The organism is Collibacillus ludicampi (genome assembly GCF_023705585.1).
Classification (GTDB): Bacteria; Bacillota; Bacilli; order Tumebacillales; family BOQE01; genus Collibacillus; species Collibacillus ludicampi.
This window is the reverse complement of sequence record NZ_BOQE01000001.1, coordinates 577,211-595,475: the sequence shown is the minus strand read 5'-3', so window position 1 is coordinate 595,475 and position 18,265 is coordinate 577,211. Positions and strand designations below refer to the sequence as shown.

General features: G+C 48.5%; 21 protein-coding genes, 1 other RNA gene and 1 other annotated feature. Of the genes, 14 read left to right on the top strand and 8 right to left on the bottom strand.

From position 1 onward, the window contains the following. Positions 1-121 precede the first annotated feature (121 nt). The 3 genes from DNHGIG_RS03160 to DNHGIG_RS03150 all read right to left on the bottom strand — a co-directional run bounded on the left by DNHGIG_RS03160 (position 122) and on the right by DNHGIG_RS03150 (position 2,124). Entirely contained in the window at positions 122-400 is a 279-nt protein-coding gene (locus tag DNHGIG_RS03160; protein ID WP_282198295.1) for a hypothetical protein, read from the bottom strand. 66 nt (positions 401-466) lie between these two features. After that, positions 467-1,633, bottom strand: coding sequence for an aminotransferase class I/II-fold pyridoxal phosphate-dependent enzyme (locus DNHGIG_RS03155; RefSeq protein WP_282198294.1), 1,167 nt, complete (start codon positions 1,631-1,633; stop codon positions 467-469). Further along, positions 1,630-2,124, bottom strand: a complete 495-nt coding sequence (locus DNHGIG_RS03150) for an Lrp/AsnC family transcriptional regulator (RefSeq protein WP_282198293.1) — start codon at positions 2,122-2,124, stop codon at positions 1,630-1,632. The genes DNHGIG_RS03155 and DNHGIG_RS03150 overlap by 4 nt, the downstream gene beginning before the upstream one ends. A 183-nt stretch (positions 2,125-2,307) precedes the next feature. On the opposite strand from DNHGIG_RS03150, the gene mnmL reads away from it, so the two are divergent. Together mnmL and mnmM are read left to right on the top strand one after the other, a co-directional pair. Beyond that, positions 2,308-3,264 carry a tRNA modification radical SAM protein MnmL/YtqA gene (gene mnmL / locus DNHGIG_RS03145; protein WP_282198292.1) on the top strand — a complete coding sequence of 319 codons (957 nt, stop codon included), beginning with the start codon at positions 2,308-2,310 and terminating at the stop codon, positions 3,262-3,264. Positions 3,265-3,281: 17 nt separating this feature from the next. Further along, the gene (mnmM, locus tag DNHGIG_RS03140; RefSeq protein ID WP_282198291.1) at positions 3,282-3,857 is read left to right on the top strand and encodes a tRNA 5-(aminomethyl)-2-thiouridylate-methyltransferase MnmM; all 576 of its coding nucleotides are present in this window, start codon (positions 3,282-3,284) and stop codon (positions 3,855-3,857) included. A gap of 24 nt (positions 3,858-3,881) precedes the next feature. Here mnmM and DNHGIG_RS03135 read toward each other — a convergent pair whose 3' ends face one another. Next, on the bottom strand, positions 3,882-4,220 hold the full coding sequence (locus tag DNHGIG_RS03135) for a L,D-transpeptidase (protein ID WP_282198290.1): 339 nt from the start codon (positions 4,218-4,220) through the stop codon (positions 3,882-3,884). A 126-nt stretch (positions 4,221-4,346) separates the two neighbouring features. Between DNHGIG_RS03135 and DNHGIG_RS03130 the strand changes: the two genes are divergently transcribed. Beyond that, the gene (locus DNHGIG_RS03130) at positions 4,347-4,619 is read left to right on the top strand and encodes a hypothetical protein (protein WP_282198289.1); all 273 of its coding nucleotides are present in this window, start codon (positions 4,347-4,349) and stop codon (positions 4,617-4,619) included. Between the two features lie 10 nt (positions 4,620-4,629). Here the strand turns inward: DNHGIG_RS03130 and DNHGIG_RS03125 are convergent, their stop codons facing one another. Beyond that, positions 4,630-5,178 carry a GNAT family N-acetyltransferase gene (locus tag DNHGIG_RS03125; protein WP_282198288.1) on the bottom strand — a complete coding sequence of 183 codons (549 nt, stop codon included), beginning with the start codon at positions 5,176-5,178 and terminating at the stop codon, positions 4,630-4,632. 95 nt (positions 5,179-5,273) lie between these two features. Continuing rightward, positions 5,274-5,492 (top strand) — a binding site (T-box leader). Positions 5,493-5,624: 132 nt separating this feature from the next. On the opposite strand from DNHGIG_RS03125, the gene proC reads away from it, so the two are divergent. The 11 genes from proC to DNHGIG_RS03070 all read left to right on the top strand — a co-directional run bounded on the left by proC (position 5,625) and on the right by DNHGIG_RS03070 (position 14,336). After that, on the top strand, positions 5,625-6,443 hold the full coding sequence (proC, locus tag DNHGIG_RS03120; protein ID WP_282198287.1) for a pyrroline-5-carboxylate reductase: 819 nt from the start codon (positions 5,625-5,627) through the stop codon (positions 6,441-6,443). A gap of 131 nt (positions 6,444-6,574) precedes the next feature. Next, positions 6,575-7,141, top strand: coding sequence for an NUDIX hydrolase (locus DNHGIG_RS03115; protein ID WP_282198286.1), 567 nt, complete (start codon positions 6,575-6,577; stop codon positions 7,139-7,141). Beyond that, positions 7,134-7,964 (top strand): hydroxyethylthiazole kinase, encoded by an 831-nt coding sequence (gene thiM, locus DNHGIG_RS03110; RefSeq protein ID WP_282198285.1) that lies wholly within the window; start codon positions 7,134-7,136, stop codon positions 7,962-7,964. The genes DNHGIG_RS03115 and thiM overlap by 8 nt, the downstream gene beginning before the upstream one ends. Further along, positions 7,961-8,596, top strand: a complete 636-nt coding sequence (gene thiE / locus DNHGIG_RS03105) for a thiamine phosphate synthase (RefSeq protein ID WP_282198284.1) — start codon at positions 7,961-7,963, stop codon at positions 8,594-8,596. Before thiM ends, thiE begins: the two co-directional genes overlap by 4 nt. Next, positions 8,593-9,132 (top strand): 2'-5' RNA ligase family protein, encoded by a 540-nt coding sequence (locus tag DNHGIG_RS03100; protein ID WP_282198283.1) that lies wholly within the window; start codon positions 8,593-8,595, stop codon positions 9,130-9,132. Before thiE ends, DNHGIG_RS03100 begins: the two co-directional genes overlap by 4 nt. 12 nt (positions 9,133-9,144) lie before the next feature. Continuing rightward, positions 9,145-9,996, top strand: coding sequence for a GTP diphosphokinase (yjbM, locus tag DNHGIG_RS03095; RefSeq protein ID WP_282198282.1), 852 nt, complete (start codon positions 9,145-9,147; stop codon positions 9,994-9,996). Between the two features lie 117 nt (positions 9,997-10,113). Then, positions 10,114-10,305, top strand: a non-coding RNA gene (ssrS, locus tag DNHGIG_RS03090) — 6S RNA. 173 nt (positions 10,306-10,478) lie between these two features. Next, positions 10,479-12,053: a glucose-6-phosphate dehydrogenase gene (gene zwf / locus DNHGIG_RS03085; protein ID WP_282198281.1), complete on the top strand. Its 1,575-nt coding sequence runs from the start codon at positions 10,479-10,481 to the stop codon at positions 12,051-12,053. Beyond that, positions 12,053-12,670, top strand: a complete 618-nt coding sequence (locus DNHGIG_RS03080) for a cyclase family protein (protein WP_282198280.1) — start codon at positions 12,053-12,055, stop codon at positions 12,668-12,670. The genes zwf and DNHGIG_RS03080 overlap by 1 nt, the downstream gene beginning before the upstream one ends. 5 nt (positions 12,671-12,675) lie before the next feature. After that, positions 12,676-13,581, top strand: a complete 906-nt coding sequence (locus DNHGIG_RS03075; protein ID WP_282198279.1) for an ABC transporter ATP-binding protein — start codon at positions 12,676-12,678, stop codon at positions 13,579-13,581. Continuing rightward, the gene (locus DNHGIG_RS03070; protein ID WP_282198278.1) at positions 13,578-14,336 is read left to right on the top strand and encodes an ABC transporter permease; all 759 of its coding nucleotides are present in this window, start codon (positions 13,578-13,580) and stop codon (positions 14,334-14,336) included. Before DNHGIG_RS03075 ends, DNHGIG_RS03070 begins: the two co-directional genes overlap by 4 nt. Positions 14,337-14,378: 42 nt before the next feature. On the opposite strand, the gene DNHGIG_RS03065 is transcribed toward DNHGIG_RS03070, so the two are convergent. From DNHGIG_RS03065 to DNHGIG_RS03055, 3 genes are read right to left on the bottom strand one after another with little or no spacing between them, the layout of a single operon-like run. Continuing rightward, positions 14,379-15,455 carry a Ger(x)C family spore germination protein gene (locus tag DNHGIG_RS03065; RefSeq protein ID WP_282198277.1) on the bottom strand — a complete coding sequence of 359 codons (1,077 nt, stop codon included), beginning with the start codon at positions 15,453-15,455 and terminating at the stop codon, positions 14,379-14,381. Then, the gene (locus DNHGIG_RS03060; protein WP_282198276.1) at positions 15,382-16,656 is read right to left on the bottom strand and encodes a GerAB/ArcD/ProY family transporter; all 1,275 of its coding nucleotides are present in this window, start codon (positions 16,654-16,656) and stop codon (positions 15,382-15,384) included. Before DNHGIG_RS03060 ends, DNHGIG_RS03065 begins: the two co-directional genes overlap by 74 nt. After that, positions 16,622-18,190: a spore germination protein gene (locus DNHGIG_RS03055; protein ID WP_282201339.1), complete on the bottom strand. Its 1,569-nt coding sequence runs from the start codon at positions 18,188-18,190 to the stop codon at positions 16,622-16,624. The genes DNHGIG_RS03060 and DNHGIG_RS03055 overlap by 35 nt, the downstream gene beginning before the upstream one ends. Between the last annotated feature and the right edge of the window lie 75 nt (positions 18,191-18,265).

Below are 18,265 nucleotides of genomic sequence, written 5' to 3'. Positions count from 1 at the left end.
GTCAGTTTGTTGCCGATTACCAATGGGTATGGTTACAGCCATCAGAATTACGGCTTTAGGAACCCCCGCCTCGTTGCTTGTGGTGGGGGCTTTCTTTGCAATTTTCATATGCTGCGCGATCTTATGTTTCGTAATTGATTCTGTCCATGAGATCAAGCCAAACGGAACGATCAACGCTTCTCTTAAAGGTTCGAAGGAGTTCAAGGATGTTTTTCCCTGACTCATCCGCATCTTCGCCAAGAAAGATTCGAGGTTCAACGGTTACTTTGGTTACGGCATACACGCTACTCACACAGTCATCGCAAATGTAACAATCATTGTCTGGCAGATAATAGACCGTCTCGAAGCAGGTGAAACTTCGATCGCAGATCTGGCAATCATCGACAAAAGTGATCTTCACTTCACATTCCCCCGATGATTGAACCGTTTTCGTTTCGATCTACACCCAGTATATGAAGCGAGAGGATCACTTTAGAGATTGGACAAACCGGTCGATGCGTTCGAGCGCGCGTTGAATCTGATCGACAGATGTCGCATACGAACAACGGACAAACCCTTCGCCGCATTCGCCAAACACATTCCCGGGCACGACCGCTACTTTTCCGTATCGTAACAAGCCCTCCGCGAATTGTTCGGAAGTGAGGCCCGTTGAGCGAATATCGGGGAACGCGTAAAAAGCGCCTTTGGGTTCGTGGCAGGCAAGTCCGATTTCACGCAATCCTTTCACGATCAAACGCCTGCGTTGATTATAGCGCTCCACCATATGTTTTTTTTCCACTTGTCCATGTTTCAATGCTTCCAGTGCCGCTTTTTGTCCCATAATCGGTGCGCAAAGGATCGTGTACTGATGGATCTTGACCATCTCGCTGAGAATCTCCTCGGGAGCGGCCGCATACCCGATGCGCCAGCCGGTCATGGCAAACGCTTTTGACATGCCGCTGACGAGAATGGTACGTTCTTTCATACCGGGGAGAGACGCGATACTTACATGTTTCCCTTCATATGTCAACTCCGCGTAAATCTCATCGGAAATGACAAAAAGATCATGCTCGATGACCACCTGGGCAATGGAGCGCAAATCGTCCTCCGACATGATCGCGCCTGTCGGATTGTTCGGAAAACAAAGGATCAAGACTTTCGAACGTGGAGTAATCCGTTCGCGTAAAAGTTCGGCTGTCAGACGGAAATCATCATCCGCACGCGTCTCGACACCAACCGGTACCGCACCCGCAAGTATGGCACATGGGCGATAAGACACGTAAGCGGGCTCTGGAATCAGCACCTCGTCCCCAGGACAGATCAGTGTGCGTAAGGCAATATCGATCGCCTCACTCCCCCCGATGGTGATCACCAGTTCCTTCATAGGATCATATTGCAGGTGGAAATTCTCTAAATAGGCGGCGATGGCTTCACGCAGCTCGGGAAGACCATGATTGGACGTGTAGGAGGTATAGCCTTGTTCCAATGAATAATAGCAGGCTTCACGAACACGCCACGGTGTGACAAAATCAGGCTCCCCCACGCCGAGGGAGATGACATCCTCCATCTGGTTCGCCAAATCAAAAAATCGCCGGATCCCTGAAGGCGGCAGGTTTCTGACAACAGGTGAGAGGCGTTCGTGTATTGTACTCACGGTGAAATCACCAGCCGTTGATCGCCTTCTTGATCGTCAAAAATAACCCCGTCAGACTTGTATGTTTTTAACAAAAAGTGGGTTGTGGTCGAATTCACATGTTCAATCGTCGATAATTTTTGCGAGACGAACTGTGCCACCTCTTTAATATGACGGCCTTCCACAATCACTTGCAGATCAAAACTTCCCGACATCAAGTATACAGCGGATACTTCCGGAAAGCGGTAGATTCGTTCGGCAATCGCGTCAAAACCGACCTCTCGTTGGGGGGTTACTTTTACATCGATGACCGCAGTGACCCGTTGGGATTCTACCTTATCCCAATTCACCACGGCCGAATAACGGAGTATCACATGATCCCGTTCCATCTCGGCGATCGCCTGGGCAACCTCTTGTGGGTCTTCCCCCAACATATCCGCGATCGTTTCCACAGACAGGCGGGAATTTTCATGCAAAAGATGCAGAATCTCAAGTTTGCGTTTTTTGTCCATGAAGATCCCTCTCAGTGAATTTCAATTTTTCTTCCTATTATCTCAGATTGAGTGAATGGGGTGAACCCCTTAAATACTCTTAATAAGATAAATTTTTTGGAGAAAGAAATCATGCTTTCTCTTGCGCATCTTCGCGTGAAATTCGGTACAATAAGAGTTAGGAAAAGAGGAAAGGGGAACGAGATGGAAGCCCAAACAATCGAACAACATAAGCCCCTCTTATGGGGGGATAAACGGTATCATAGTTGGAATTGGGAATTGCGCCATGTATTTGGCGAAAAGATATTCAAAGTACCGCTCGATGCGGGATTTACCTGCCCGAATAGAGACGGGACCGTGGCAACGGGCGGTTGTACGTTCTGCAGTGCGCGTGGCTCCGGTGATTTTGCCGGTAACCGACGTGACGATCTGGTTACGCAATTTCAGGAAGTTCGTGAACGTATGCACAAAAAGTGGCCGAAAGCGAAATATATCGGCTATTTTCAAGCGTATACCAACACGTATGCACCTGCTGGTGAACTGCGTGAGATGTATGAAACGATTCTCGGGCTTGAAGATGTTGTCGGGTTGTCCATCGCGACACGTCCCGACTGTCTGCCCGATGATGTCGTTGATTTACTGGCGGAGATGCATCAACGCACGTATCTTTGGGTGGAATTAGGCCTTCAGACGATCCATGAATCCACGGCTGAGCGGATCAACCGCGGTCATGATTTCCAGACATATCTCGATGGTGTGAGAAAGCTGCGGGACAGAGGAATCCGCGTTTGTTCCCATATCATCCTGGGGTTGCCGGGCGAGACGGAAGAGATGATGATGGAAACGGCTAAAGCCGTGGCCGCTATGGACGTACAGGGGATCAAGATTCATTTGCTTCATCTTCTCAGACATACTCCTCTGGTCAAAGAGTATGAACGCGGTGAATTGACATTCCTGGAGATGGATCAGTACATCCGTCTCGTTGTCGATATCCTTGAGATCCTTCCGCCCGAGATGGTGATCCATCGTTTGACGGGAGACGGTCCTCCCGATCTTCTGATCGGGCCGATGTGGAGCTTGGACAAATGGCAGGTTCTCAACGGAATCGACCACGAACTGAAACGACGCAACTCGTGGCAAGGAAAGTTTTATAAAGGTTAGTCAAAGAAGGGATTTTCATGAGTTTATTGCCGATTTTACCTTTTGTGCGTTCCGTGATTGAAGACCATGTGACAGTAGGCGGAATCGCGATCGACGCAACCGTCGGGAACGGCCATGATACGTTATTCCTTGCCAAGCTTGTCGGTGCACAAGGGATCGTATACGGATTCGACATCCAAGAGGAAGCATTGGAAATCACGCGTCAACGCCTGGAAGAAGCCCATGTGATCGATCGAGTTCATCTGATCCGCGGAAGCCATCAGTACATGGCCTCTTCTCTTCCTGATACGGTCATTGGGAATGTACAAGCCATCATGTTTAATCTTGGTTATCGTCCGGGAGGAGACAAATCGATCGTGACCCAACCCGCTTCCACGATTGCAGCGCTTGAAGGCGGTTTACAGTTGCTCGCGCCCGGAGGCGTAATTACCGTCGTGCTGTACAGTGGACATCAAGAAGGAAAAGCCGAAGCGGATGCTGTCATCGAATGGGGAAAACACCTGGACCAAAAGATGTATCATGTCCTCTGGTACCAATACATTAATCAGAAAAACTCTCCTCCTACTGTCATAGCGATCGAGCGCAAGGGATGAAATCAGGGAGCTTCCAAAGAGGTTTTATGAACGGATAAATACATGTGTGCCAAGGGGGACGATCGAAGCAAGTTCCAACACATCATGGTTATACATGCGAATGCACCCTTTCGAAACCCTCTTGCCAATGGATGCGGGATTGTTGGTACCGTGTATTCCGTAATGCCGCTTGGAAAGTCCCATCCACATGGCACCGTATGGGCCGCCGGGATTGGGCTGTTTATTGACGATAATAAAATCGCCCGCAGGTGTCCGCGACAAGATTTTTCCTATACCCACGGGGTAGGATTTTTTCAGATGATTATTTTCGTAGAGATACAGTCGGCGTTGGCTAAAGGACACAACGATTTTATAGGTACTCACGCGATCTCACCTCGCACTATCCTATGCGTGAACGTGGGCGTTTGCCCGTGAAACCGCCTGTGTTGAAAAACAAAGTCCCCTGAGTATAATTAACATCAGGTTTGACAACTGAAGGAGGATTTCCCGATGCAACTCTATAAGATCTTTTATTGGCCGGCAGAGGAACTGATGCATAGAGAAACGGTCCGAACGATGTTCCGAGAAGCGGAATCACCCGGGAAACTGATTCGTGAATTGATGGAAAACGGAATGAATGTCGAAAGGGTCATCCCGTATACTCAGGAGGAATATGAAAACGAAATGCGTTCCCTCGAAGAAAGAGCGAACCTTGTCGTTGATGTTGCGAATGAGGAAAACGTTGGAACTTCCGACATGGATGAAACCGTGGAAGAAGAATAGAGTGAGCGGCCTACATGAGAGGGCCGTTCTTTGTTTCCCATAGCTCTTTCGTGACCACAGAGAGAACGATCTCTCTACCTAATTGATATTCGATCCGTTTGCATAAGGATGGGTAGTCTCGATTGACATGTACCTGAACATAAGGAAGTTTTTCGAGAGCACGCAGGGATCGTGTATGTTCCCGGGGAGTGACGAAGAAAATGCGTGTAAGACACAATTGTTCGAACGCGATCCGTAACATTTCCATTTTTGCCGCTTGATTAAATCCCTGTCCCCAATACGCCTGACCCAGCCAAGTTCCCATGAATGCGCTCCCTTCTTCCTGATCGATGTTGACGAGAGAGATCCCGCCGACGAGTCTGTCATTTGAATCGAGGATCAAACGATGCAGCGCGAATCCGAGAGCCTCCATGGCCATAGCGTTCGTGATGTTGAAGATACAGTCATCTGTTGTACATAACGGAAGATCAAGATATTGATGTACAGCTTGGTCAGCGAGCAATTCCGCCATATCGGCCGCGTATTCCGTACGGAAAGGAATAAGACGAATGAGAGACACGATACCTACCTCCTGACGTACTGATCATACATAAATCATATTGACTTGGACAAGATCTTCGATGTATAACTATGAATAATCTTAACATGTTCATATCCATAACGATGATGGAGAGCAGTACGCTTCAAGTAACGTACAGAGAAGGGGCTCATCGGCTGGAAGGCCCTCGCGTGACGGAAGCGGAACCCGCTCCGGAGTTTCCCCAAGGTCACAACTGGGGACGGTTCGACCGTTATTGGATGAAGTGGGCGCATTGCGGGTTGCGCATGCGTCAACGAAGGTGGTACCACGGAAGCTGACCTTCCGTCCTTCACGGACGGGAGGTTTTTATTTTTTCGTCTGGTCGCCTGGATGGAGCGTGAGACTTTGAAACAGCGAATACGGATCTATCGCTTATTTCTCAGGTTGGAAGAAAGAATCACTAGATAAAATTGGGGGTGCGGCAAATGTTGCGGAAAAAAATCGCTTTTCTGGGTGCCGGTTCGATGGCCGAATCATTGATTCGCGGATTGATTACAGAAGGGAACGTTCTGGCTGAAGAGATGTTTGTCGTGAATCGCTCGAACCAAGAAAGATTGCAACAGTTGGTAGAAACGTATGGAGTCGTTCCCTTTCAAGAGAAACGGGAAGCGGTTCGCAAAGCGGACGTTCTCGTGATTGCGGTCAAACCGAGTGATGTAGTGCCGCTTTTACAAGAAATCGCTGAGGATGTGAAAGAAAATCAGGTGGTGGTGAGTTTCGCCGCGGGTGTGACGATCAAGACGATCGAGGATCAGTTGGGGCGCAACATTTCCGTCGTACGGGCAATGCCCAATACGTCGTGTGCCGTCCTGCAATCGGCGACCGCTGTCAGCTTTAGTTCCGGATGTGACGAAAACGCGAAACGACTGGCCAACCAGTTGCTCTCTTCCGTCGGGACGGTTTCCGTTATCGAAGAATCGCTCATGGATGCGGTAACAGGGCTGTCGGGAAGCGGCCCCGCTTTCTTTTACTACATCGTTGAAGCCATGCAAGAAGCGGGAGTGATGCTGGGACTGCCGGAAGAGATCGCGAAAACATTAGTGGTGCAAACGATTTACGGTGCAGGATGTATGCTCATGAAAACAGGACTCCCGCCTGCCGAATTGCGTCGTCAGATCACTTCCCCCAATGGCACGACACAGGCCGGTCTGGAAGTGCTCCGTACCGGTGAAGTCAATGAATGGATGAAACGTGCGATTTTACGGGCGGCGGAACGTTCCCGCGAACTGGGTCAGGAATCATGAAAATTAATGACAGTTTTATGTTACAATTTGAATGTTGAAAACAGCGTTTATTGACATTGAGGTGTGCGATGTTTACCTCCTTACAAAAAAAGCTCATGAATCGACACGTTCACATATTAGGGCAGGAACAGATGCGAAAATCTGCAGTCATGCTCGCGCTGGTACGGCACGAAAGCGAATGGTGCGTTTTGTTCGAAGTGAGGGCTAAGCATTTAAAAAGACAGCCGGGGGAAATATGCTTTCCTGGAGGGAGGGTGGATCCCGGCGACCGAAGCGCGGAAGAAACCGCAATCCGGGAAACGAGCGAGGAACTTGGAATCGAGCGCGGATTGATCAAGGTGATCGGTGCGTTGGACATTCTCGTCACACCGTTTCAAGAGATGATCCATCCCTATGTCTGTACGATTGCGGAGCATGCGATTCTCACACCGAATCCCGATGAAGTCGAGGAAGTTTTCTATGTGCCTTTACATGTTTTGAAGCAAGAGTCATTTGAACGGCATGACGTTTATTTGAAAGTGGAACCTCCAGAAGATTTTCCCTTTGAACGGATCCCGAGAGGAAAATATTATAATTGGAGTAAAGGTACAATGCCAGAGTACTTTGTTTCCTATCAAGGGCGTACGATATGGGGATTAACCGCGAGAATCCTGCATAATTTTCTGGAAATAGCGGGAGGGGAAATACGAGATGCATGATTTGGATATTAAGGGATGGATGGAGAAAGTACGGGAAATACGTCCTCTTGTACATAACATCACGAATCTGGTGGTGACCAACATCGTTGCCAACGCTTTGTTGGCGGTAGGCGCTTCGCCCGTTATGGCGTACGCGAAACAGGAAGTGGGTGACATGGCCAGAATTGCGAACGCGCTCGCGCTCAATATGGGAACGCTGGATGAATCTACGGTGGAAGCCATGCTCCTTGCGGGACGTGCAGCAAATGAGGAAGGCGTACCCGTGATTTTCGACCCGGTGGGAGTCGGCGCAACTCCTTATCGAAATGAAGTCGCGAAACGTGTGATCGATCAACTCCACATCACGGTGTTGCGCGGTAATGCCGGAGAGATGGGTATCCTATTGGGGACTGGAGGAGAGGTCAAAGGGGTCGATGCCGTTTCCATGGCCCAAGACCTCCCCGAGAACATGCGAGCATATTCCCGGAAAAACAACTGTGTACTGATTGCGACCGGTGAAACCGATTATGTCACCGATGGATACACACTTTGGCAATTGCAAAACGGTCATCCGCTTCTCGCGGCCATCACCGGATCTGGATGTATGCTGACAGGGATTCTCGGTGCATTTCTGGGTGCGGCAGGGAGAAAGGCGGATACGAGGACTTATGCTGAAGCCTGTGTTGCTGCTCTCGCTTGCTACAACGTTGCGGCAGAGATCGCGGCAGAAAAAGCGGTGGGCCCGGGATCATTCCTGACGGCTTTGTTTGATGCTTTATACAACCTCGATGTTTCACTGGTTGAACAGCGTGCAAAAATCGTTCAAATGGGAGATTGTGAATGAACATGGATCGGCAACAACTAGGAAAAGCATTGCAACTCTATGTGGTTACAGATGAACGGCCCAATGGGGATGAATTATTGCCGATTATACGCTCCGCCATCGAAGGAGGGGCGACCGCGATTCAACTGCGACGCAAACAGGAATTGGGGCGCAGATTTGTGGAACTGGGAATGGCGGTCAGAAAACTGACGAGAGAATATGGTGTCCTGTTCTTCGTCAACGATCGCGTGGATGTGGCACTGCTGGTCGATGCTGACGGCGTACATGTCGGACAGGATGATATTTCTTGTCGCGACGCCAGACGTATTCTAGGCGATCGATTGATCGGCGTTTCGGCGGATACGGTGGAGGAAGCGATTGCCGCGGAGAGGGACGGCGCCGACTACCTGGGGGTAGGTGCCGTCTTCCCGACGCGCTCGAAAGCGGACGCGGGATATACGGGCCTTGATGGATTGCGTGACATCGTCAAGGCTGTACATATCCCAGTTGTTGCGATCGGGGGAATCCAGGCAAGCAATGTGGCGGAGACGATGCGGACAGGTGCGGCAGGAGTTGCGGTGGTCTCTGCCGTCATGAGCGCTGCCAATCCGAAAGAGGCGGCTGCAGGCTTGAAAGCGAGGATGAATATGTGAAATATTTCCTTGGCTTCGTTCCTCCGGAAGAGATCTACAAACGCATAGAAGATTTTCGCAAACGCACGAATGAGAGACACTTCCGCCACATCGAAGCGCATATTACCGTAAAATCTCCTGAATATCTCGGGGATCCCAAACTTTGGATGCCAATGCTCAAAGAGACATGTGAACGGCAAGAACCTGTAGAGATACAATTAGGCTCCCCTATGTTTTTTGGGAGGTCAGCTGTCTTGTATCTTTCTATACACTCGGAACGCATTCTCTCTTTTCACAAAGCGGTATTGGCATGTTTGCGTCCTTTTTGTCCGCCGCAAGACCGAAGGCGTTTCGAAGGGGATGATTACCACCCGCATCTCACGATCGCGATGAAATCGTTCGGATTGAAGGAGCATGAGATGCAGCAAGCTTTCATCCTGGCCGCTGAGCAGTTAAGCGGTTTTCCGCCGTTTCACGCGAAGAGTGTTCGCGTTTATCAACAACTAGAAAAAGGACATCCATGGAAACCTTTATACGATATTCCCCTGGGCCATTAAGGAGGGGAACTGATGCACGGACGGGATTGGGATCAATTTTTGATTCCTTATGAGCAAGCGGTTGAAGAATTGAAAGTAAAGTTTCGCAGTATTCGGAGCGAGTTGAAACGAAAGATGGAATACTCGCCGATTGAATTTGTTACCGGCCGAGTGAAGAAAGTTTCGAGCATTTTGGAGAAAGCCAAAAAATTAGGGATCCCTCAAGAACGGCCGGAGGAAGTTCCGGATATCGCCGGAATCCGCATTATGGTTCAGTTTGTCGATGATATCTACCGGGTTGTCCAATTGATCCACCAGCGGAACGGCAAAGATATGACAATCGTAGAAGAAAAAGATTACGTCAAGAATACGAAGGAAAGCGGCTATCGGAGTTATCATATCGTGATTCGTTATCCCTTACAGACAGCCAACGGGGAAAAAAGTATCTTGGCAGAGATTCAAATCCGCACATTGGCGATGAATTTCTGGGCAACGATCGAACATTCATTGAGTTATAAATACCAGGGGAATATTCCTCAGGACATCAAAGACCGACTGCGCAATGCGGCCGAAGCGGCTTTTCGCCTCGATGAAGAGATGTCGCAGATCAGAGAAGAAATCCGCGAAGCGCAGCGTCATTTTGAGATGAAATCCAATCAGGTTCTCACGCTTCTGCGCGATATCGAACGTTTATACGATTTGGGACGGGTGGTTGAAGCGATCACATTCCAAAAGGAATTCCACGATAAAAGCGGCGATCTCGATCAACTGACAGAACTCGCCGGAAAGGTACGGGAAGCCCTGTGTTCCGCAAGTCATCCAAGTTCATTGCATGCGGGCGAAAATCATCAAACGTGTGGAAACGATGAGTCGGATAAAGAATAACGATTCTTCAAAAAGGACAAGTGATATCAGAACGTTACCGCGAGTACGTTTTTGGAAAACAGTGTATTTGCAAGCAGAGCATATTTCACTTATAATAATGGATACAAAGAACGATCCTTAATCCTGCGATGTGCGTTAGGGCATCGGATGTTTCGAACCGTGAGTATATATGAGGGAGACAGATATCATCGTCTATGTCAGGCCCACGTGCGAAGGGTGATAAGTGGGAAGGCAGAAACGATGATGAGTCGCCCACCTGCGAGAGCAGGTTCGTGAAACATGTTGTCCGACGGCATTGGCGGGATTTGTAGCCTGGTGTGACTTGTAGACGTTTTCATACAGAGAAATCAGAGTTCTCGCTTCTTGCGGGAACTTTTTCTTTTTGAAGAGAACCTCCTTTTTAAAAGATATTTTCGTTATAGAATCGCAAGAAGGGGATAAAATATGTATAATTTATTAGGTTAAACTTATAGAAAGCAAGGATGATCATTGTGGGAGAATGGATCGTGAAGCAAAGCCATGAACATCATCCGTTAATTTTTGTACTTTTTGGCGCAACGGGTGATCTGGCAAAAAGAAAACTGTTTCCTGCATTATACAGCCTACATAAAGAACGTTTGCTTCCTGAGCGATTCGCGGTTGTGGGCGTGGCTCGCGGCGAAAACACGGATGAAGGGTTTCGCTCCGATGTTCTTTCCGCCGTTGAAACATACGCGCGTTTTGATGTGAAAGATCAGCAAGATTGGGATGCATTCAAGAACCGATTCTACTATTATCCACTCGATGTCAAGTCGCATGAAGGTTACACGGGGTTAAAAGCCTTGTTGGAACGTTTGGATCATCGTTACCAGATACCCGGTAATCGGATCTTTTTCCTAGCTATGGCCCCCGAGTTCTTCGGAACAATCGCTTCCAATCTGAAAAAAACCGGATTCACCAGCACGCAAGGATGGAAGAGGCTCATTATCGAAAAACCGTTCGGTCACGATTTATTGTCTGCGCAACAGCTCAACCAACAAATCAGCGAAGCGTTCGCGGAAGATGAAATTTACCGGATCGATCATTATTTAGGAAAAGAAATGGTGCAAAATATCGAAGTGATTCGTTTCGCTAACACGTTGTTCGAATCGGTGTGGAACAACCGATATATTGATAATATCCAGATCACTTCGAGTGAAACGGTCGGTGTGGAAGAGCGGGCTGCCTATTATGAAAAATCTGGTGCGTTACGCGACATGGTACAAAATCACATGTTGCAGATGGTCATGATGATGGCGATGGAACCACCCAGCCGCTTAAAGACAGAGGCCATTCGTGACGAAAAGGTGAAAGTCTTGCGTTCCTTGCGCAGGTATACCCCGGAGGAAGTACGAGAACATGTCGTTCGCGGGCAATATACGGCTGGCAGAATCAAAGGACAAGCCGTGCCTGGTTACCGGGAGGAGCCTGGCGTGGATCCGAACTCCGCAACCGAAACGTTCGTCGCGGCCAAATTGTATATCGATAACTTCCGATGGGCAGGGGTACCTTTTTACATCCGCACCGGGAAACGAATGGCCCAAAAATCGACGGAGATCGTTGTACAGTTTAAGGAGATGCCCATAAATCTCTATTTTAATAGAGAAAGGACTCTTGGGCCCAATCTGCTCGTGATTCGTATCCATCCTGTCGAAGGTATGCATCTCATGTTAAATGTGAAACGACCGGGAACAGAGGGAGGAATCATTCCGGTTGCTATGGATTTCTGTCAAAATTGTGCGGAAGGTACGCCGGAAGCGTATGAACGTTTACTCTATGATGCGATGCACGGCGATTCCACATTTTTTACGCGATGGGATGAAGTTTCACTGGCTTGGAAGTTTGTCGACGCGATTTCCGCCGCTTGGGAAACGAGTACCAGTGATCTCGCGCACTACACGGCCGGAACTTGGGGACCCGAGGAAGCGAATCAGTTGTTGCGAAAAGACGGGTTTCACTGGTGGCCTGTTTCAGGCCAATCACCGGAAGAATTAAAAAGTGTACAGAAGGTTCATAAAGCAGTTGAGGTGTTTTCATAATGTATAAAATTTACGATGTGACCATGCCCATTTTTTCCGGAATGTCTGTTTATAAGAACAAACCGGAAAAACAACCTTCCTTTGAGAGGGTACAATCGGGATATGTCAGCGAATCGCGCGTTCGTTTGGATGTTCATACGGGGACACATGTAGATGCCCCCTTACATATGGTTGAGGACGGGCCGACGCTTGAAACCATTCCGCTCGAACGCCTCGTAGGTTCCTGTCGAGTTGTCGATCTCACGGAAGTGACAGATGGAATCACGCGCGAGGATTTGGAAAAGATCGACATTCAACAAGGGGAATTTTTACTTTTCAAAACGAAGAATTCGTTCGATGAAGCATTCAATTTCGAATTTATTTATGTGAAGGAAGATGCAGCCCGCTTTTTAGCCGAGAAGGGAATCAGGGGAGTCGGGATCGATTCTCTCGGAATCGAACGGAGCCAGCCTGGACATCCCACGCATAAAACGCTTTTCGAAAACGATATTGTGATCATCGAGGGTTTGCGCTTACGCCATGTACCGGAAGGAAATTATTTTATGGTGGCGGCACCCTTACATTTGACCGGTACAGATGCTGCTCCCGCCCGCGTGTTGTTATTTGAAGGCCTTTAATCGAAGTGTTTGTAAAAGTCCGTGTTCTGTTCAAGCAGATCACGGCTTTTTTGCTTGTAGAATCGAAACGGAACGGGTACGATGAATATGCTGGTCTCCTGGATGAGGCGAAAAAGCAAGATACGGAACCGTTAGTTGAGGTGTTTCCTATGGATGCATGTACAAAACCGTCGGCAGCCCTTCGCTTCGAGCATGTGAGCAAAACGATTCACACGAAGGGGGAGGCAGTTCGGGTCTTACATGATATCTGCGGGGAGGTTCCACACGGAAGCATTCTGACCGTGATCGGACCTTCGGGATCGGGCAAAAGCACTCTGCTCTCGTTATGCAACCTCCTGCTAACTCCGGATGAAGGGCGCATCTTCGTGGATGGAAAAGAGATTCGTCACTGGGCGACTCCCTCATTACGCAGACATGTAGGCATGGTGTTTCAAACGCCGACGATGCTTCCCGGAACCGTGTATGACAACATCGTAATTGGCGCCAAGATTTCTGGTAAAACGGTGGAAAGACCGGAAGAATATCTGGAGAAAGTCGGATTGCCCGGAGAGATTTTACATAGGGACGCGCAAGAATTGTCCGGCGGGCAGAAACAAAGGGTGGCATTGGTCAGGACACTGGTCACGCAACCGTCGATTCTGTTGCTTGATGAAGTGACATCCGCGCTTGATCCGACATCCGCACGCGAAGTGGAGACGTGTATCTGTGAGTGGAACCGCGAGCGTGGAACCACAGTCGTTTGGATTACCCATCAATTGGAACAGGCAAGACGCGTCGGCGATATCACGTGGGTTCTTGTACAAGGACAAATAATCGAACAAGGGGAAACAACGTCGCTGTTTGAGAATCCTGCCACAGAAACGACGCGCCTTTTTCTATCCGGAGAATTGTCAGGAGGTGAAGGAAGGTGAGTCTCTTCTCATTAGGGGTGACGCTTACTTTTGTCGTTTTGGCGATGCTCTTGTCGATTGGGTTGAAGCTTGGCGTGGAAAAAGACATGTTGATCGCGACGGTTCGCTCCGCGGTACAGTTACTTGTGATCGGATATATTTTGCAAATCGTCTTTTCCGCGCAACATGTATGGTTCATCCTCCTGATCGTCACGGTCATGATTCTTGTGGCTGCCCAAAATGCCAGCAAACGCGGAAAAGGATTGCCGCAAGTATTTTGGCGCGTGCTTGCCGCCATCACATTAACGGAACTCATTACGCAGGGATTATTAGTAGGGCTCCATGTGGTTTCATGGACACCGCAATATATCATCCCGATCAGCGGCATGATCATAGGAAATGCCATGGTCGTTTCCGGTTTATTGCTCAACCGACTGCAAGCGGAAGCGAACGCGCGCAAAAACGAGATCCTCGTCCTCTTGTCGCTTGGTGCCACCCCCAGGCAATCCAGCCGCTTCGTTTTGAAACAAGCGATTCGCGCGGCTATGATCCCGACGATCGATGGGATGAAGACGATGGGACTCGTTCAACTCCCCGGCATGATGACGGGACAGATCATCGCTGGAGCGGATCCCGTACAAGCGGTGCGGTATCAATTGCTCATCGTTTTCGCTTTTATCGCTTCCGCCGCATTGACGAGCATTGCGCTCGGCTATTTAACATATCCTACCCTCTTTAATGAACAACAGCAATTGGTGATCCGTTCGGATGGGTGAATCGCTTTTCGTCCATCCGATGGCGTTCCTCATGACATGGGGCTACCGCGATTTTCCGATGACCATGCCAAACCTCCGCATGTTGACTTTGTATGTTACATGGATCTGAACGTTTGGAAACTCCTGTTCCCAATTGACCGCTCTCCAAATCTCAGGGTATCGGGCTCGGACGATGAATCCGAGACCGATTGCATCCGCACGGATATCTTTTTGCACATACTGGATCATTTTTTTTGCGCGTGCTTCATATACCTCTGCGGCAGACTTTTGAATCTTGTTGATGATCTCTTCATTGTTAAAGTCGAGATTGCATTCCGATTCTCTGATATCTCCTTCGACATCCACCTGATAATAGGCGTGAATCTGGTGGTTCTTCTTTTCCACTTTAACCTTTGTTTTTGCCTTACGCGCGTGGAACACCGAATATTTCCCTTTCTCATCAAAGCACGGAATTTTGATATCCCCGCCTGGATGATTTTCATGCAGATTCATGTACGCCCAAACCATTTCATCATTCAACTGTCCTACCATTTTCGGGCCATTGAAGACCGCCACACCTGACCATTTAAACCCATTATCTGTTGGAGTTACCATATTCATGATCGGATGGATCGAGGAATCAGACATATTGATGAAAAATTCTCCCAAACTGATATCGGGAATGAGTTGTATTTTTGCTCCTGATTCCATCATTTCCTTGATATACATGACGGGGATCTGTTCTAGCTTCGGGTCTTTTTCAAGGATTTGCGATGCACGTCCCGGAACAATCACAGGAACCAACAGACGTCTGATCTGAGGAAAACGACGCATGTTATCGACAAAATCGGAGATATCCGTTTTCGCCACTTCTGAGCTAATAGCGACCACACGTGTATGCCCGAAAAATAATCGCTGATTGAGATTCTTCTGAATGTTTTGCTTGGCTTCCGAAATCGTTGAGCCCGATCCGGTCATCACTTTCACTGCTTCTCGACCGCCTTCTGCCGCTCCTCCACCGCCCGCTCCTACGATCTTGATCGGAATAGGGATTTGTATCGATACATCAAGGAGTTTGGGGTTTTTTTGATTGATATCCACAGTGAATGCGATAACAGAGGTCCGTTCTTCCAGCTCCACCTGATCCCAACATCCGGTGAGAAACATCGCGATCAGGATGGAGAGACTTAAGACTTTTGCGTACGGTTTCATTTGGCAGTCCCCCGGTCCGCAAAAAAGATAACCCTAAGAAAAAGACAGGGATAACGCTGCCCATAAAAAACCAAATCCATGAAATGCGATCGAGGTATGCAAGCAGATCGAAAAGATTGCGTGGATGCATCGCGACGAAATATAAAAGGGGCGCGAAGGCCAATGCCACGTAAAATAACTTTCGGATATGAAAGATATCACAAATCAGTTTCGATGCCGCATAATAGTAGTTGGCTGCTGTCGTAAAAATGGCGGCGACCCAGACGCCGATAAAGACGGCTTCCATTCGCTCGAGAATAAAGACAGGGACGTTCACCGTTTTGACCAATTCCAAAGTCGGCCATGTCTGTCGTTGCAATTCTTCATATCCAAATACGAGCAATCCGGCAATGACGACTAAAATATACAAAATGCCAACAACCCAGATCCCCAACAGATTGGCCCGCATATACTTGACATTTTGGGAAAAACGTGAGGCAAACGGCAAAATGATATCGTATCCCTGGAATGCAAAAATGGTTGTTACCAGTGATTTCGGAATTCCTTTTGTCTCGAGAGGAAACAAAGGCATTAAATGATAAACATTTGCATTTTGAAAAGATAAAAGAGCCAAGATCAAGAGGGGTACGATCATTACGGGAATGAGAAATTCATTCACCCGGGCAACAACGATCTCTTTTTTCATACATAAATACAAGCTTACCAAAAGCATGCTGGTAACAATCACTTCGAGCGGCGTATTGACTAAAACAGCTGTGATCACCACTTCTCCGAACGCACGAGAGACCAAAGCGGTCAAGAGCAACCATAACCCTGCAAAAGCGAAAAGGAGAGGAATTCCAATTAATTTTCCAATCCAGGGATACCGTGTCGGTGCTAAAATATGGATTACATAATCGGCAAATATCCTCCCTCTCATGTGGGTAATCAGCTTTGTGATCGCCCAGGTGAAGCATAATGTCGCGAACAAGCCGATTACCATAGCTATCCAGCCTTGCTGGAACATATACTTGCTGGTCGTCCGCGGAAGAAGCAGAATCCCCACACCGATGATCGAGCTGATAATCAAAGACATGGATTGGCTCGGCGTAAATTTATCCGTTTCGATCGAAAGATTCTGTTTGTTCATTGGTGTCTCCTTTCTTGCCCCTCTTCTTTCCTTTGCGTGTAACAGTATCAGACGTTCGGTTGGATTCTTGAGGCAGCGTATATAGCGGACGCTTCAACAATCGATACAAAGGTGTGCGGAAAAAAGTATCTTTCCAACCGGAAAACATTCGAGGCGCCCATGGAGTTAAATAGGGGACACCGAACGATTCAATACTGCAAAGATGGATGATAATGATAATCAGGAACAACATGACGCCATACAACCCGAATGTTCCGGAAAACAACATCATGGGAAAACGAAGCATGCGCAAAGAGATGGCTGCACTATAGCTTGGCGACGCAAACGATCCGATCGTGGTCAAGGCTACGATAATCACCATGATAGGGCTGACGATACCGGCGCGGACGGCAGATTCTCCTACGACCAAGGCGCCTACGATGCCGATGGTCGGTCCAACGGGCCCCGGCAGACGTACGCTCGCCTCACGCAAGATCTCCATCGTTACCTCCATTAAGAATGCTTCAAGTACTGACGGGAACGGAACAGTCGCACGACCTGCAGCCATGGCGATGACCAATTTCGATGGAATCATCTCCGGGTGAAAAGAGGAAAATGCAATATATAAAGATGGCAGCATCAGAGCCATTAACATACTGATGATCCGGATAAAACGGATCAATGTGGCTATCAGAAACCGTTCATAATAATCTTCCGGGCTGTTATAAAACTGGGAAAAGATCGCGGGTGCGATTAAAGCAAAAGGTGTTCCGTCGACGAGAATAGCGATTTTCCCTTCCAATAGGGAGGCGGCCACTTTGTCCGGGCGCTCCGTATTTTGGATTTGGGGAAAAGGAGACCACGGGTGATCTTCGATGAACTGTTCGATATACCCGCTTTCAAAAGCCCCGTCGATTTCGATGTTTTCAATACGGGAACGAATGGTCTGAAGAATCTTTGGATTGGCGATATCTTCAATATAGAGAATCGCCACATCGGTGTCTGTGCGATAACCGACTTTCACGTTTTGCACTCGCAGATTCGGGTCTTTGACCCTCCTGCGGATATGTGCCGTATTAATACGCAACGTTTCTGTCAAACCGTCGCGAGGGCCTCTGACGACCGATTCCGTGCTAGGTTCTTCTACGCCTCTTTTCTCCCATCCCTTTGTCGAAACTGAGAGACAACGTTCATGCTGATCGAAGAAGATCACCGTGTCTCCCGATAACACCGCACGCAGGACCTGTTGCCAGTCGTCGAGAAAGCGGGTATCGCTCATGGGAATGCGCTCCCACACGGGTGTCTGCAAGCGATTCTCCTCGTAAGGAACATCTGCTCGCAGTAAAGGTCGCAAAATGAAATCATTCACTGCTTCTTGTTTGACGAGTCCATCGATATATGCCAGTGCGGCACGTTGCTTAGCAGGACTTGGTATTTCAAACCGGTGGATAATCACATCGCTGCTTTTCCCCAGGACGTTTTGTAGAAAATCAATCGATTGCTCGATACAACTGGGCAACGGTTGCCCGCGATACTTGGCCGTTCCCTCTTCCAACCGATCGATAACGATTGGTTGTTTTTTACGGAATAACTTTGCTGTTCTGCGCAATGTCGATCATCCTTTTCATGG

Coding starts and splice junctions, on each gene's coding strand:
- DNHGIG_RS03150 (WP_282198293.1), bottom strand. CDS start 2,124: ATGGACAAAAAACGCAAACTTGAGATTCTGCATCTTTTGCATGAAAAT.
- mnmL (WP_282198292.1), top strand. CDS start 2,308: ATGGAAGCCCAAACAATCGAACAACATAAGCCCCTCTTATGGGGGGAT.
- mnmM (WP_282198291.1), top strand. CDS start 3,282: ATGAGTTTATTGCCGATTTTACCTTTTGTGCGTTCCGTGATTGAAGAC.
- DNHGIG_RS03130 (WP_282198289.1), top strand. CDS start 4,347: ATGCAACTCTATAAGATCTTTTATTGGCCGGCAGAGGAACTGATGCAT.
- proC (WP_282198287.1), top strand. CDS start 5,625: ATGTTGCGGAAAAAAATCGCTTTTCTGGGTGCCGGTTCGATGGCCGAA.
- DNHGIG_RS03115 (WP_282198286.1), top strand. CDS start 6,575: ATGCGAAAATCTGCAGTCATGCTCGCGCTGGTACGGCACGAAAGCGAA.
- thiM (WP_282198285.1), top strand. CDS start 7,134: ATGCATGATTTGGATATTAAGGGATGGATGGAGAAAGTACGGGAAATA.
- thiE (WP_282198284.1), top strand. CDS start 7,961: ATGAACATGGATCGGCAACAACTAGGAAAAGCATTGCAACTCTATGTG.
- yjbM (WP_282198282.1), top strand. CDS start 9,145: ATGCACGGACGGGATTGGGATCAATTTTTGATTCCTTATGAGCAAGCG.
- zwf (WP_282198281.1), top strand. CDS start 10,479: ATGATCATTGTGGGAGAATGGATCGTGAAGCAAAGCCATGAACATCAT.
- DNHGIG_RS03080 (WP_282198280.1), top strand. CDS start 12,053: ATGTATAAAATTTACGATGTGACCATGCCCATTTTTTCCGGAATGTCT.
- DNHGIG_RS03060 (WP_282198276.1), bottom strand. CDS start 16,656: ATGAACAAACAGAATCTTTCGATCGAAACGGATAAATTTACGCCGAGC.